A 14,213-nucleotide genomic window follows, 5' to 3' on the forward strand; every position below is an offset into this window, starting at 1 on the left:
GTAGGGTGGGCAAAGCGAAGCGTGCCCACCAATTCACGTCGCGTCTGTGGATCGAATGGTGGGCACGGCGCTCACGCGCCTTTGCCCACCCTACGGATTCTGGCTTACATCGGCCGATAGGCTCGCACGTCCGACGGTACGGCGACGCCGAGCTTGATCTGGCCGACCGACTTGATGATGTCGTCGCCGAGCAGTTGGGCGAAGCAGGCATAGCCCCAGTCGCTCATGTGCAGGCCGTCGGCGATCACGAAATTCTCGATCGGAATCGCCTGCCGCTCGTGCCAGTCCTTCATCACCGCGAAGCGCGGGAAGACGCCGACCTTGCGAAGCTCGGCCGTCTTGTTCAAGAGCTTCATCATCTTGCCGGCACTTTCGGCGTGCTCGTTGACCCGCGGCGAATATTGCGGATCGATCAGCACGACGTCGGAGCCCGCGGCCTGAATGCGTGCGATGCCTTCGTCGATGAGCTTGACGGTCTCGCCGGGATCGAGGTTGCGCAGCACCGCATTGGTGCCGACCTGCCAGATCACCAGATCCGGACGCAAGTCGATCACGGATGCCTGCAGCCGCTTCATCATTTCCGGCGCGTCCTCGCCGCCCTTGCCGGCATTGACGACGGAGATGTCGGCCGTCGGATATTTGCGGCGTAGCTGCGCTGCGAGCCTGTTCGGATAAGTGAATTCCGGCGAACTGGAGCCGTACCCCTGGGTCGATGACGATCCGAAAGCGACGATCACCACTGGCTGACCCGCGACGAGCTTGTTCGCGACACGCGGCAGCGATCCCATCGATTTGGAAGCGCCCTTCGGCGGCAGGCAGGGAACGCGGCTGAAGATGTCGCCGGCCGATTTCGCGACTTCCTTCACCTTGTCGATCGCTTTGCCGGTGACGCCCTTCTGCGCGGCCGGATTGCCGGTGGCCGCCGGCGCAGCCTGCGGCGGGGCGCCTTCAGCCGAAGGTTTCTTTTCCGGGTTGTTCTCGGCTTTGGCGCCATCGGATAGCGCCGCCTGCTGACCCGCTTGCGGTGAAGCCGTCTGGGCATGCAAAGGCGCCACCGAGGCAGGCATCAACAGCGCGAGGCCCGCGGCGAAGACAGTCAGCAATGTCGACAAACGAAAAGGGCAGTGAGAACTCATTAACGCTAGTTCCTAATTCTGCTGCGCCTGATCTAGGCGGGCCGCATCGAGCACGAATTTCGACAGCGCGCGGCCGAGGCAGGCATGAACCCTCTTGGCCATGTCGGTGCCATGAAAGGTACTGAACAGATCGAAATCTCCGGCGTCGTTCCAGTGGCGCATGATGGCGAACCGATCGAACAGCGGAACATTATGCTGCTGCGCCACCACGCGCATATTATCTAGGTATGGCGGCGCCGAAATCATCGTTTCCGTGCGCGGGCTGTATTGCAGATTGACCAAAACCACGTCGGCTCCCGCATTTTGCAGCGCAGCAACGCCCTCGTCGACAGCGCCGCGAAAATCGTCAGGATCGACGGATCGCATAGCATCGACGGTTCCCGTCTGCCAGATGACCAAAGTAGGCCTTTTTGCTTCCACCAGCTTAACGAGGCCGGCGTCCACCTCCTCGGCGGTCTTGCCGGTGTGTAGTTCTACCGAGAGGTTGATTGGGGTGGAGGGCAGCTTCTCCTTCAGCGCTGCCTGCAGCCTGGCCGGATAGGCGCTGTTTTCGGAGGACAGGATGGTCGATGATCGGCTCCCCACCACCAGAACGGTCAGCGGCCGGGCGTTCTTGACGGCCTCGGCCACCTTGGGAAGCGTGCTTTCGGTGGAGAGGAGGTAGGGGGGAACTTCGCAAGCCTGGGGAGCGGCATCCTGGGCACGTGCCAATCCGGCCGGTGCAAGACCCGCAAGCAGCGCCAGGACCAGCACAGTTCCCGAGCCGGGCCTCATGCGCTTCCTCCCGCCATATCGGCGTTGATTGCCGTGCTTTTCGTTTTCGAGGCTCCTTTGTCGGCCGAATGCTTGTACCACGAAATCACCCACGCCATGCCCCACATGATGAGGATACCGGCAAGACTGACCAGGGCGTGCGTGAGGGCACCCCCACCGACTTCCGCCAGCACAAAGTGTCCCGCAAAGGCCAGGAAGACGCCGAGACAGAATATCTCAAGCGAATGCTGGCCACACAGGATCAATGGCCGCAGCCAGCGCGATTTGAGGCCCGACCAATCCTTGGGCAGGAAGCGCACGGTGAGCGCGGCCAGCGCCAGGAAATGGGCAAACCGCAGCACGTCCAAATCCGTCTTGGTGATCGGGTACATCCACTGTTCGATCCGCTTGGGCATCAGGAAGCTGAGCTGCGGAATGTGCCAGGTGAGCGTGACGAAGAACGCCGCCACCAGGTAGGTGATGCAGATCCACATTGTCACCGGCGACGACAGGATGCGGGACATGCGCTGCGCCCCGCCCAGTGCGCACCAGGCGCCGAACACGAACAGCAACTGCCAGCAGAACGGATTGAATATCCAGAAGCCGCTCGGATAGGCCGTCAGATACCAGTCGAAGTGCCAGGTCAGCGCGTAGAGCAGCACCGATAGTCCCAGCGCGACGTCGGCCCGCCACTTCATCAGCCACAGGATGATGGGCAGAAACAGCATCAGCACGATGTAGAGCGGCAGCACGTCCATGTTGACGGGCCGGAATCTCAGCAGCAGCGCCTGGACGATCGTGACATCCGGTTGCTTGAGGAAATCCATGATGCCCATTTCCTCGCTGTAGAGCGGATTCTCGAAACGGGTGGCGACGTAGGATATTTCCGCCAGGAAGATCGTGAACAGGAACACATGGGCGACGTAGATCTGCCACACGCGCCGCATGATGCGCGCGGTCGCCACCACAAAGCCGGCCTCGAGCATCGCGCGGCCGTAGACGAAGGCGGCGGTGTATCCGGAGATGAAGATGAAGATCTCGGTGGCGTCGGAAAATCCGTAATTGCGGATCGTGAACCAGGTCAGGATGTTGGTCGGCAGATGGTCGATGAAGATCAGCCACAGCGCCATGCCGCGAAACAGATCGAGCCGCAATTCGCGCTCGCCGGCCACCGGGAACGCAATCGCCGGCGCGGACGATGCTGCGGCGGCCTTGGCATCGCTGGCCTTGGCATCGCTGCGAGGCGTTCCGGCGACTGGATCGGCAATGGACGACATCTGGCACCGTTTGGGCAATTGAGCTTTTGCGCGTGCACTGTCCGGAAAAGATAACATCGGCCCGCAACCTGCACACCAGATACGCAAGGGATACGCAAGCGGAAGGTCCGGGCCGGGCAGCGCGGCTGCGCTCTAGAACGGAACTGTGTTGAAACCGCGATGAAGCAGGCGGGCAACCCGGCGCAGCGGAGATTGGTTCCCCCGGCATTCCCGGCTATGATGCGACACAGGATTCCCGGAAGCTTGTTCGCATGTACCGCGCCGTCACCCGTCAGATCGAAGTCACCGTCGAACCGAACTTCCTCCCCGAGCGCTCGTCGGTCGACAAGGGCCAGTATTTCTGGTCCTACACCATCGTCATCACCAATACCGGCGCCGAGACCGTGCAGCTTCGCACCCGGCACTGGATCATCACCGACGCCACCGGCCGCAAGCAGGAAGTCCGCGGCGAGGGCGTGGTCGGCGAGCAGCCTGTTTTGGCGCCGGGCGAACGCTTCGAATATACCAGCGGCGTGCCGCTGCCGACCGCATCGGGCTTCATGACCGGGCGCTATCAAATGGTCAGCGAAAGCGGCGAGCGTTTCGAGATTGACGTGCCGACGTTCTCGCTGGACAGCCCGGACAATAAGCGGGTGTTGAATTGACGAGCGGCCATCATATGAGGTGGGCAAAGCGCTAGCGTGCCTACCATCACGAAGCGTGCTCGTTGATGGATGGTGGGCACGGCGCTAGCGCCTTTGCCCACCCTACGGTCCCTACTCTTCCACGCCCGCTTCATGCGGGGTGAACTGGTAGACCGAGGAGCAGAACTCGCAGGTCACCACCACCTTGCCGTCCTTGACCATCTCGGCGCGGTCCTTGGGCGCAAAACTTTTCAGCATCGCCGAGACCGCCTCGCGCGAGCAGGAGCATTGTGCGCGCAAGGAGAGCGGCGAGAACACGCGCACGCCGCGCTCGTGAAACAGGCGATACAGCAGGCGCTCGCCCGACAGATCGGGATCGATCAGTTCGACATCCTCGACGGTACCGATCAGCGACTGACCTTCCACCCATGCGTCGTCTTCCGCCACCTGATGCGTAACCGCGCCTTCCGGCGCGTCGCCCGGATGCAGGTCAGCCTGCCGCGCCCGCTCGGGCGCCTTCGGTAGGAATTGCAGCAGCATGCCGCCGGCGCGCCAGCGATGTTTGCCGCCGTCGCCGCCGCGCCATTCTTCGCCGACCGCGAGCCGCACGCGGGTCGGGATCTGCTCGGAGCGCAGGAAATATTCATGCGCGGCATCCTCGAGGCTGCCGCCGTCGAGCGCCACCAGTCCCTGATAGCGGCTCATGTCCGCGCCCTGATCGATGGTCATCGCGAGATGGCCCTTGCCGAGCAGGGCGCCTGAATCCTGCCCGTCCTTCAACCGTCTTGCGTCGTAGCGCGCATAGGCGCGCAGCCGATCCGGCGACTGGAAATCCACGATCAGAAACGACACCGGGCCATCGGTCTGCGTCTGTAAAATGAAACGGCCGTCGAACTTCAACGCCGAGCCGAGCAGCGTCGCCAGCACGATCGCTTCGCCAAGCAGTTTTCCAACCGGCGCCGGATAATCGTGCTTGGTCAGGATGTCGTCGAGCGCGGGGCCGAGCCGGGTCAGCCGTCCGCGCAGATCGAGCGAGGCGACCTCGAACGGCAGCACCGCATCATCGACGGGAACGGACGACGGCGCGCGGATCGGCGCCTCGGTCGTGATTTTGATGTCGGGGGATTCAGAAACCATGGACCTCTATCTGGGGGTTCGGAATGCAAAACGGAAGGGGTTTGAGAGCAGCGAAACTATCTTCACCCGTCGTCCCTGCGAACGCAGGGATCCCATAACCACGGGGCGTCGTGAGTCAGGCAGAGCGTCAGCCACTGCCTTCAATCATCAGGGCCGCGGCGTATGGGTCCCTGCGTACGCAGGGACGACGGAGATAGCTACCCCACCGCGTCAAAACACCAGGCCAGAATGCCTTTCTGCGCATGCAGGCGATTTTCGGCCTCGTCGAACACGACCGACTGCGCGCCGTCGATCACCTCGTCAGTGACTTCCTCGCCGCGATGGGCGGGCAGGCAGTGCATGAAGATCGCGTCCGGCTTGGCCAGCGACATCAGCTTCGCATTGACCTGATAAGGTTTCAGCACATTGTGGCGGTGTTCGCCATCCTTGTCTCCCATCGACACCCAGGTGTCGGTGACGACGCAATCGGCGCCGCGCACGGCGGCTTCGGGATCGGTGCCGAGCACGATCGGCGCCTGCGTTGCCTTGATCCAGTCCTTCATCGCCTTGTTCGGCGCAAGCTGCGGCGGGGTTGCGACATTGAGCTTGAACTTGAAACGCTCGGCTGCGTGCGCCCACGAGGCCAGCACGTTGTTGTCGTCGCCGGTCCAGGCCACGGTGCGGCCCTCGATCGGCCCGCGATGCTCCTCGAAGGTCATCAGGTCGGCCATCACCTGGCAGGGATGCGAGCGCCGCGTCAGGCCGTTGATCACGGGCACAGTGGCGTGCGCGGCCAATTCCAAGAGCGCGTCGTGGTTGAGGATGCGGATCATGATTGCATCGACATAGCGCGACAGCACGCGCGCGGTGTCGGCGATGGTCTCGCCGCGGCCGAGCTGCATCTCGGCACCGGTCAGCATGATGGCTTCGCCGCCGAGTTGGCGCATGCCGACGTCGAACGACACCCGGGTGCGGGTCGAGGGACGTTCGAAGATCATCGCCAGCGTCTTGCCTTCGAGCGGCTTCTTGCCCTTCTCATGTGCCTTCAGTTTCGCCTTCATGGTGGCGCTTAACGCCAGCATGCTGCGCAATTCATCTAACGGCAGTTCGTTGATGTCGAGGAAGTGGCGGACGGACTTGCTCATCATCCCGCCGCCTTCTTCAACTGGCCAGCGGAGAGCGCGACACAGGCGCGCTCCAACCTTTGCACGGATTCCTCGATCTCGGCCTCGGTGACGATCAGCGGCGCCAGGAATCGCACCACATTGTCGCCGGCGCCGACGGTGAGCAATTTCTCGTCGCGCAATGCGTTAACGAGATCGCCCGACGGCACCACGGCCTTGACGCCGATCAAAAGCCCCTCGCCGCGCACTTCCGACAGCACGGCGGGATAGCGGTCGACGACGGAGGCCAGTTTCTGCTTCAACAGCAGCGACATCTTCTGCACGTGATCGAAGAAGCCAGGCTTCAGCATCACGTCGAGCACGGCATTGGCGGCTGCGATCGCCAGCGGATTGCCGCCGAAGGTCGAGCCGTGCGAGCCCGGCGTCATGCCGCTTGCGGCTTCCGTCGTCGCCAGCACCGCGCCGATCGGGAAGCCGCCACCCAACGCTTTGGCCAGCGACATCACATCCGGTGTCACGCCAACGCGCTTATAGGCGAAGAGATCGCCGGTGCGGCCCATGCCGGTCTGCACCTCGTCGAACGCGAGCAACAGGCCCTTCTCGTCGCAGAGCTGGCGCAGCGCCTTGAAGAAAGACTGCGGCGCGGAGCGCACGCCGCCCTCGCCCTGCACAGGCTCGATCAGGATGCCCGCGGTCTGCGGGCCGATCGCTGTCTTGACCGCTTCGAGATCGCCATGCGGCACCTGGTCGAAACCGTCCATCGGCGGCCCAAAGCCTTCGAGATATTTGGCGGAGCCGGTGGCTGCGAGCGTGCCCAGCGTGCGGCCGTGGAAGGCGCCCTCGAAGGTGACGAGGCGATAGCGTTCAGGATGGCCCTTGGAGAATTGATAGCGGCGCACGACCTTGATTACGCCTTCCATCGCCTCCGCGCCGGAATTGCAGAAGAACACGAGGTCGGCAAAGCTCTGCTCGCAGAGCCGCGCGGCGAGCTTCTCGCCATCCGGCGACTTGAACAGGTTCGACATGTGCCAGAGTTTCGTCGACTGTTCCTGCAGCGCCGCGATCAGGTGCGGATGGCAGTGACCGAGCGCATTCACCGCGACGCCCGAGGTGAAGTCCAAATAGCGCTCGCCATTGGTGGCGGTCAGCCAGCAGCCCTCGCCGCGTTCGAAGCCGAGATCGACCCTGGCGAAGACAGGGAGCAGATGCGACGTGGCGCTATTGGTCATGGCAATCACTGAGGTTTGAGACCTGCCTTTGAGACCTGCCGCGGGCGTGCATTGGCGCGAACGCGGCAACAGCCGGTCTTGCGAAAACGAAACGTGCCGCCTCTTAAGGGCGGCACGTGAGAGGCATTCTATGTGGGCGTGGGGCGCTGTCAACACGCCACGGAACAGCCCTTCCTGCAGTGCAAGATGCTGAAATCCGTAAGATTGCGGTGTGGTGGAAAACACGCAGTGAAATGCCTAGATGTCAGAACATGTGGACGTTCGAGCCCGGACTCTTGCGCCCGAGTCCCGCCATATTGTAGCTTTTGGGCTGTCGGGTACGACATCTCGTGCGGCAGTTCTGATCCCTTAGAGTCCTTTTGTGCAGGCGTAAACGTTCGGCGCGGTTAGCGCGTCCGGCGAGGGCTAAGGGATTCTGACCGCAGGGATTTTTGAGACGAATGACTCGCCAGCGCTGCCCCCGATTGGCCGGCGCGACGCGAAGGGAAGATTACGATGACGGTTTTGACCTGGTCCGACGATCGCGTCGAACAGCTTAAGAAGCTCTGGGAAGCCGGATTGTCGGCGAGCCAGATCGCTGCGGAACTCGGGAATGTGACGCGAAACGCCGTGATCGGCAAAGTGCACCGGCTGGGCCTGTCCGGCCGTGCCAAGAGCCCCTCCTCGGCCGCCCCGCGGCAGCGCAAGGCACGCCCCGCCCAACCGATGATGCGGGTGTCGCGCCCGGTCTCGCGCGGCAACACCGCGCTGGCACACGCCTTCGAAGTCGAGATGGAGCCGGATCCGATCGCCTTCGACAACGTCGTGCCGATGAGCCAGCGGCTGTCGCTGCTCGAACTGAACGAGGCCACCTGCCACTGGCCGGTCGGCGATCCCTCGAGCCCGGAATTCTTCTTCTGCGGCGGCAAGGCGCTCACCGGCCTGCCCTATTGCGCCCACCACTCGCGCATCGCCTACCAGCCCGCCGCCGATCGGCGGCGGCAGCAGCCGAAGCAGACGAGGTGATTGAGAGGCGCGAGCGACGACTTCGCTCCGCTGTAGCTGAGCGATCGAAGGCCGCGCCAGTTGCGCTCCCTCGCTCCGCTCTTGCGGGGAGAGGGTTGGGGTGAGGGGCTCTCACCGCGATCACGGTCTATCGATAGACCTGTACTCCCTCACCCGGTCGCATCTTGCGATGCGATCCGACCTCTCCCCGCAAGCGGGGCGAGGTAAGCACGGCAACCATCGAAGTCGGTGGCCATACCTCGCTGGAGCTCTAGCGCATTTCAACGATCGAGATTTGTGGTTACGGGTCCCCGCACCCCGTGCGCAATTGCGCACTAGGCGGGGACGACAGTGGAGCTTGCGGAAACGACGGTGCACTTTGCGGCCACGATAGCGGAACGCTACGGCTCCACCTTCGCAAAGCGGTCATCCAGCGCATACCCTGCGCCGCGGACGGTGCGGATCGGATCCTGCTCGCGGCCGGGGTTGAGCAGTTTGCGCAGGCGGCCGATGTGGACGTCGACGGTGCGCTCGTCGATATAGATGTCGCGGCCCCAGACGCTGTCGAGCAACTGCTCGCGGCTGAAGACGCGGCCGGGATGCTCGAGGAAAAATTCCAGCAGGCGATACTCGGTCGGGCCGAGATCGATCTGGCGGCCCGAGCGCGCGACGCGGCGCTTTTCGCGATCGAGTTCGATGTCGCCATAGGTCAGCACGGTGGCGAGCCGCTCGGGGCTCGCACGGCGCAGCAGGCCCTTCACGCGCGCCAGCAGTTCCGGCACCGAGAACGGCTTGACGATGTAATCGTCGGCGCCGGTCGCCAGCCCCCTCACCCGCTCGCTCTCTTCGCCACGCGCGGTCAGCATGATGATCGGCAATTGCTTGGTCTCGGGGCGCGCCCTTAAGCGGCGGCACAGCTCGATGCCGGAGAGCCCCGGCAGCATCCAATCGAGCACGACGAGATCGGGCACGCGCTCCTTCAGCCGCGTATCCGCATCGTCACCGCGGCCGACGGTTTCGACCTCATAGCCTTCTGCGTCGAGGTTGTAGCGCAACAGCGTGGTGAGCGCTTCCTCATCCTCGACCACCATTATGCGCGCACTCATTCTATCTTCCTCAGGTATTCGGGATGGTCGTGGCAAACGTCGTCATGTCGCCCTTCGGGCGCTTGTCGAGCATTTGCTGTCCCTCGATCATGTAGAACACGGTTTCGGCGATGTTGGTCGCGTGGTCGCCGATCCGCTCGATATTCTTGGCACAGAACATCAGGTGGATGCAGAACGAGATATTGCGCGGATCCTCCATCATGTAGGTCAGGAGCTCGCGGAACAGCGAGGTGCAGATGGCGTCGACTTCCTCGTCGCCCTTCCACACCGTCATCGCCGCCGGCAGATCGTGCGCGGCATAGGCGTCCAGCACCGACTTGACCTGCGACTGCACCAGATCGGTCATGTGCTCGAGACCGCGCATCAGTTTCAGCGGCTGGAAATCGTTCTCCAGTGCCGCGACGCGCTTGCCCATGTTCTTGGCAAGGTCGCCGATCCGCTCCAGATCGGTGGCAACCCGCATCGCGCCGACGATTTCGCGCAGATCGATCGCCATCGGCTGGCGGCGGGCGATGGTCAGCACCGCCCGCTCCTCGATCAGATGCTGCAGGCGGTCAACTTCGACGTCGGTGGCGACGACGCGCTTGCCGAGCGGGATATCGCGGCGGACCAGCGCGTCGACGGATTCGGTGATCATGCGTTCGACCAGGCCGCCCATCTCGGCGACCAGCCGGGTCAATTCCTGCAGATCGCTGTCGAACGCCTTGGCGGTGTGTTCGGAAGCCATATTCTATCTCCTCAACCAAACCGGCCGGTGATGTAGTCCTGGGTACGTCGATCACTGGGCGACGTGAAAATCTTGTTGGTGTCGTCGAATTCGACCAGCTCGCCCAAATACATGAAGGCGGTCTTGTCGGAGACGCGCGCCGCCTGCTGCATGTTATGGGTGACGATGGCGATGGTGTAATCCTCCGCCAGTTCCTGGATCAGTTCCTCGATCTTGGCGGTCGAGATCGGATCCAGCGCCGAGCACGGCTCGTCGAACAGGATCACCTCAGGCCTGACCGCAACGGTGCGCGCGATGCAAAGCCGCTGCTGCTGACCGCCAGACAGCGAGAGGCCACTGGCGTTCAACTTATCCTTGACCTCGTTCCAGAGCGCGCCGCCGCGCAGCGCCTTCTCGACCCGGCCGTCCATCTCCGACTTGGAGATCTTCTCATAGAGACGGATGCCGAAGGCGATGTTCTCATAGATCGTCATCGGGAACGGCGTCGGCTTCTGGAACACCATGCCGACGCGGGCCCGCAGCAGATTGAGATCGAGCTTGGGGTCGAGGACGTTGGTCTGGTCGAGCAAGAGCTGACCGGTGGCGCGCTGACCCGGATAGAGATCGTACATCCGGTTGAATATCCGCAGCAACGTGGATTTGCCGCAGCCGGACGGCCCGATAAAGGCGGTGACGCGATGGGTGCCGAGCGTCAGGTTGATGTCCTTCAACGCGTGATGCTCGCCATAGTAGAAGTTCAGGCCCCGCGCGGTCACCTTGGGCGCGGCTTCGGGCAACGTCACCTGCGGGACCGGCCCGTTTGCGGAACTCACGGATACGGAGAGATCGGTCATTTGGATGTCCTCTCGGCGCCGAGAATGCGCGCGCCAATATTCAGGGCCAATACGGTGAGCGTGATCAACAGTGCGCCGCTCCAGGCGAGCTGCTTCCAGTAGACATAGGGGCTCTGGACGAAGTTGTTGATGGTGACCGGCAGGTTCGCCATCGTCTTGGTCAGGTCCAGGCTGAAGAACTGGTTGGAGAGCGCGGTGAACAACAGCGGCGCGGTTTCACCGGCGACGCGGGCGGTGGCGAGCAGGACGCCGGTGATCAGGCCGGCGCGCGCGGCGCGGTAGGCGATCCGCCGGATCACCAGCGAGCGCGGCAGGCCGAGCGCGGACGCCGCCTCGCGCAGCGGATTGGGCACCAGGCCGAGCATGTCCTCGGTGGTGCGCACCACCACTGGGATCACGATCACGGCCAGCGCGAGGCAGCCGGCAAAGGCCGAGAAGCCGCCCATCGGCACCACGATGGCGCCGTAGATGAACAGACCGATGATGATCGACGGCGCGCTCAAGAGGATGTCGTTGATGAAGCGGATCACCGAAGTGAGCTTGTCGTGCTTGCCGTATTCGGCGAGATAGGTTCCCGCAAACAGGCCGAGCGGCGCGCCGATGCCGACCCCGATCACGGTCATGATGATCGAGCCGATGATGGCGTTACGCAGGCCGCCGTCGGTAGATCCCGGCGGCGGCGTGTCCTGGGCGAAGACAGCGAGATTGAGGCCGGCAAGGCCGTTGTAGAACAGCGTGAACAGGATCAGCGCCAGCCAGGTCACGCCGAACAGCGCGGCGGCGAGGCACAGCATCCGGATGATGACGTCGTTGCGGCGGCGCGATGCGTAGATCGGGTTCATCTTAGTTCCCCGCTTTCTTTTCCAGCCGCATCAGCATCAGACGCGCGGCCGCGAGCACGCAGAAGGTCAGCACGAACAGCAGCAGCCCGAGCAGTATCAGGCCCGACTGGTGCAACCCATCGCTCTCGGCGAATTCGGAGGCGATCGCGGCCGAGATCGTGGTGCCCGGCGCGAAGATCGAGGACTGGATCTTGAACGAATTGCCGATGATGAAGGTGACCGCCATGGTCTCGCCAAGCGCACGGCCGAGCGCCAGCATGATGCCGCCGATCACGCCGACGCGCGTATAGGGAACGACGACGTTGCGGACGACTTCCCAGGTGGTGCAGCCGACGCCATAAGCGGCTTCCTTCAGCACCGGCGGCACCGTCTTGAAGACGTCGACCGAGATCGCCGTGATGAAGGGCAGCACCATGATCGCCAGAATCAATGACGCGTTGAACAGGCTGAGATAGGAAGGCGGGCCGGCGAAGATCGTGCCCAGCACCGGAACGCCGTCGAACATGCTGATCATGAACGGCTGAAAGTTATTGGCCAGGAACGGCCCCAGCACGAAGAAGCCCCACATGCCGTAGATGATGGAAGGAATGCCGGCGAGCAGTTCGATCGCAAGGCCGATGGGACGGCGCAGCCAGAGCGGGCAGATCTCGGTGAGGAACACCGCGATGCCGAGCCCGACCGGAATGGCGATCGCCATCGCGATCACGGAGGTGATCAGCGTGCCGTAGACCGGACCGAGCGCGCCCAGTACCGGCGGGTCGGCCGACGGTGCCCAGCGCTGCGTCCACAGGAAGGCCGCGCCATATTCCTGGATCGCCGGCCAGGCGCCGATGATCAGCGAAACGATGATACCGCCGAGGATGAGGAGCACCGAGATCGCGCAGGCGCGCGTGATCCAGTAGAAGGTGACATCGCCGAACTTGAAAGCGCTGAGGGCCCTGGCGCGATCGTAGGGTCCGGCAGCTTCCATCACGTCGCTTTCAACCGCCATCTCTGCCACGCTGGTCCCCTGTACTTCTACTTGATCCGGTTCGATCCGTCTCGTGCCCCGGATGCAGCGCAGCGCGCTTGCGGTGCGCTGCTATTCCGGGGCCTATTCTTCTTGATTGGCCGCCAGTGGGTCCCGGCTCTGCGGCGCAGCGTTGCACGCTGCACCGCATCCGGGACACGAGGTCTCAGCTCTTGATGTCCGACGACCAGGTCTTTTCGATCATCTTGACGACCGAATCCGGCATCGGAATGTAGTCGAGCTCTTCGGCCATCTTGTCGCCCTTCTCAAAGGCGTACTTGAAGAACTTGATGGCTTCCTGGGACGCGGCCTTATCCGCTGCGTCCTTGTGCATCAGGATGAAGGTCGCTGCAGTGATCGGCCAGGAGGCATCGCCAGGCTGGTCGGTCAGGATCACGTAATAGCCAGGCGCGCTGGCCCAGTCGGCATTGGACGCAGCCGCCTGGAACGCGGCAATGGTCGGCTGCACCGTCTTGCCGGCCTTGTTGATCATCGCGGTATGGGTCAGCTTGTTCTGCTTGGCGTAGGCATACTCGACGTAGCCGATCGCGTTCTTGGTCTGGCCGATATTGCCGGCGACGCCTTCATTGCCCTTGGCGCCGACGCCGACCGGCCACTCGACCGCGGTGCCCATACCGACCTTGGATTTCCAGTCGGCGTTCGACTTCGAGAGATAGTCGGTGAAGTTAAAGGTGGTGCCCGAACCGTCGGAGCGGCGAACCACGGTGATGGCGTCCGCCGGCAGCTTCAGCTTCGGATTGAGCTTGGCGATTGCCGCGTCGTCCCACTTCTTGATCTTGCCGAGATAAATGTCGCCGAGCACTTCGCCCGACAGCACCAGTTCGCCCGGCTTGATGCCTTCGAGGTTCACGACCGGAACGATGGCGCCCATCACCATCGGCCACTGCACTAGGCCGTCCTTCTGGAGCTGCTCGGCCTTCAGCGGGGCGTCGGTGGCGCCGAAGGTGACAGTCTTGGCCTGGATCTGCTTGATGCCGGCGCCGGAGCCGATCGACTGGTAGTTCAGGCCGTTGCCGGTCTCCTTCTTGTAGGCGTCGGCCCACTTCGAATAGATCGGGAACGGGAAGGTGGCGCCCGCGCCGGTGATGTCGGCAGCGAAGGCCGAGGTCGACGCGGCGAGCAAGCCGGCGGCGACGATTGTCCTGACGAAATTCATGGTTGATCTCCATATCCTGAGCGAAGCGCCGTTGCGCCCGATCGCGCTCATGCCGCCCGTGTAGGCGCGGTCGATAGAGCTTTTACGAAGGTTAGATGACAGTTGGATGACAGACGCAAGCGACTGAAATCGCTTGCATTTATGCCGCTGTCGGGGGTTTCGCCGGGGGAAAACAGGCGGTAAAGGTGGCGCCGTTTTTCGGCACGCTTTCGATCAACAGCCGGCCGCGATGGCGGTTAAGAATATGTTTCACCAAGGATAAGCCGAGCCCGGTTCC

General features: G+C 63.1%; 15 protein-coding genes. 2 read left to right on the forward strand and 13 right to left on the reverse strand.

Annotated elements, in window-relative coordinates; translation table 11 throughout:
• Positions 1 to 104: 104 nt before the first annotated feature.
• The 3 genes from YUO_RS0138285 to YUO_RS0138295 are packed head-to-tail and all read right to left on the reverse strand — an operon-like array spanning position 105 to position 3,166.
• On the reverse strand, positions 105 to 1,136 hold the full coding sequence (locus tag YUO_RS0138285; protein WP_028351826.1) for an SGNH/GDSL hydrolase family protein: 1,032 nt from the start codon (positions 1,134 to 1,136) through the stop codon (positions 105 to 107).
• 12 nt (positions 1,137 to 1,148) lie between these two features.
• Positions 1,149 to 1,910 carry an SGNH/GDSL hydrolase family protein gene (locus YUO_RS0138290; protein ID WP_028351827.1) on the reverse strand — a complete coding sequence of 254 codons (762 nt, stop codon included), beginning with the start codon at positions 1,908 to 1,910 and terminating at the stop codon, positions 1,149 to 1,151.
• Entirely contained in the window at positions 1,907 to 3,166 is a 1,260-nt protein-coding gene (locus YUO_RS0138295; RefSeq protein WP_028351828.1) for an OpgC domain-containing protein, read from the reverse strand. The genes YUO_RS0138290 and YUO_RS0138295 overlap by 4 nt, the downstream gene beginning before the upstream one ends.
• Before the next feature lie 251 nt (positions 3,167 to 3,417).
• Here YUO_RS0138295 and apaG point away from each other — a divergent pair, with 251 nt between their 5' ends.
• Positions 3,418 to 3,810: a Co2+/Mg2+ efflux protein ApaG gene (apaG, locus tag YUO_RS0138300; RefSeq protein WP_028351829.1), complete on the forward strand. Its 393-nt coding sequence runs from the start codon at positions 3,418 to 3,420 to the stop codon at positions 3,808 to 3,810.
• Positions 3,811 to 3,921: 111 nt separating this feature from the next.
• Here apaG and YUO_RS0138305 read toward each other — a convergent pair whose 3' ends face one another.
• The 3 genes from YUO_RS0138305 to YUO_RS0138315 all read right to left on the reverse strand — a co-directional run bounded on the left by YUO_RS0138305 (position 3,922) and on the right by YUO_RS0138315 (position 7,258).
• On the reverse strand, positions 3,922 to 4,926 hold the full coding sequence (locus tag YUO_RS0138305; protein ID WP_028351830.1) for an Hsp33 family molecular chaperone: 1,005 nt from the start codon (positions 4,924 to 4,926) through the stop codon (positions 3,922 to 3,924).
• A 197-nt stretch (positions 4,927 to 5,123) separates the two neighbouring features.
• Entirely contained in the window at positions 5,124 to 6,050 is a 927-nt protein-coding gene (gene argF / locus YUO_RS0138310) for an ornithine carbamoyltransferase (protein ID WP_028351831.1), read from the reverse strand.
• The gene (locus tag YUO_RS0138315; RefSeq protein ID WP_028351832.1) at positions 6,050 to 7,258 is read right to left on the reverse strand and encodes an aspartate aminotransferase family protein; all 1,209 of its coding nucleotides are present in this window, start codon (positions 7,256 to 7,258) and stop codon (positions 6,050 to 6,052) included. The genes argF and YUO_RS0138315 overlap by 1 nt, the downstream gene beginning before the upstream one ends.
• 495 nt (positions 7,259 to 7,753) lie before the next feature.
• On the opposite strand from YUO_RS0138315, the gene YUO_RS0138320 reads away from it, so the two are divergent.
• Positions 7,754 to 8,263: a GcrA family cell cycle regulator gene (locus YUO_RS0138320; RefSeq protein ID WP_028351833.1), complete on the forward strand. Its 510-nt coding sequence runs from the start codon at positions 7,754 to 7,756 to the stop codon at positions 8,261 to 8,263.
• A 380-nt stretch (positions 8,264 to 8,643) separates the two neighbouring features.
• On the opposite strand, the gene phoB is transcribed toward YUO_RS0138320, so the two are convergent.
• The 7 genes from phoB to YUO_RS48415 form a co-directional block, all read right to left on the reverse strand.
• Positions 8,644 to 9,348, reverse strand: a complete 705-nt coding sequence (phoB, locus tag YUO_RS0138325; RefSeq protein ID WP_028351834.1) for a phosphate regulon transcriptional regulator PhoB — start codon at positions 9,346 to 9,348, stop codon at positions 8,644 to 8,646.
• A 10-nt stretch (positions 9,349 to 9,358) separates the two neighbouring features.
• Positions 9,359 to 10,075 (reverse strand): phosphate signaling complex protein PhoU, encoded by a 717-nt coding sequence (gene phoU / locus YUO_RS0138330; RefSeq protein WP_028351835.1) that lies wholly within the window; start codon positions 10,073 to 10,075, stop codon positions 9,359 to 9,361.
• 11 nt (positions 10,076 to 10,086) lie between these two features.
• Positions 10,087 to 10,908 carry a phosphate ABC transporter ATP-binding protein PstB gene (gene pstB / locus YUO_RS0138335; protein ID WP_028351836.1) on the reverse strand — a complete coding sequence of 274 codons (822 nt, stop codon included), beginning with the start codon at positions 10,906 to 10,908 and terminating at the stop codon, positions 10,087 to 10,089.
• Positions 10,905 to 11,750, reverse strand: coding sequence for a phosphate ABC transporter permease PstA (gene pstA, locus YUO_RS43455; RefSeq protein WP_035728616.1), 846 nt, complete (start codon positions 11,748 to 11,750; stop codon positions 10,905 to 10,907). Before pstA ends, pstB begins: the two co-directional genes overlap by 4 nt.
• A gap of 1 nt (position 11,751) precedes the next feature.
• Positions 11,752 to 12,750, reverse strand: coding sequence for a phosphate ABC transporter permease subunit PstC (gene pstC, locus YUO_RS0138345; protein ID WP_028351837.1), 999 nt, complete (start codon positions 12,748 to 12,750; stop codon positions 11,752 to 11,754).
• Positions 12,751 to 12,925: 175 nt separating this feature from the next.
• Positions 12,926 to 13,936, reverse strand: a complete 1,011-nt coding sequence (gene pstS / locus YUO_RS0138350) for a phosphate ABC transporter substrate-binding protein PstS (RefSeq protein WP_028351838.1) — start codon at positions 13,934 to 13,936, stop codon at positions 12,926 to 12,928.
• Between the two features lie 139 nt (positions 13,937 to 14,075).
• Positions 14,076 to 14,213 (reverse strand): ATP-binding protein (locus YUO_RS48415; protein WP_347335971.1); only part of this gene is annotated, 138 nt, incomplete at its 5' end.

Origin of the sequence: Bradyrhizobium murdochi (genome assembly GCF_000472965.1) — a bacterium.
Lineage (GTDB): Bacteria > Pseudomonadota > Alphaproteobacteria > Rhizobiales > Xanthobacteraceae > Bradyrhizobium > Bradyrhizobium murdochi.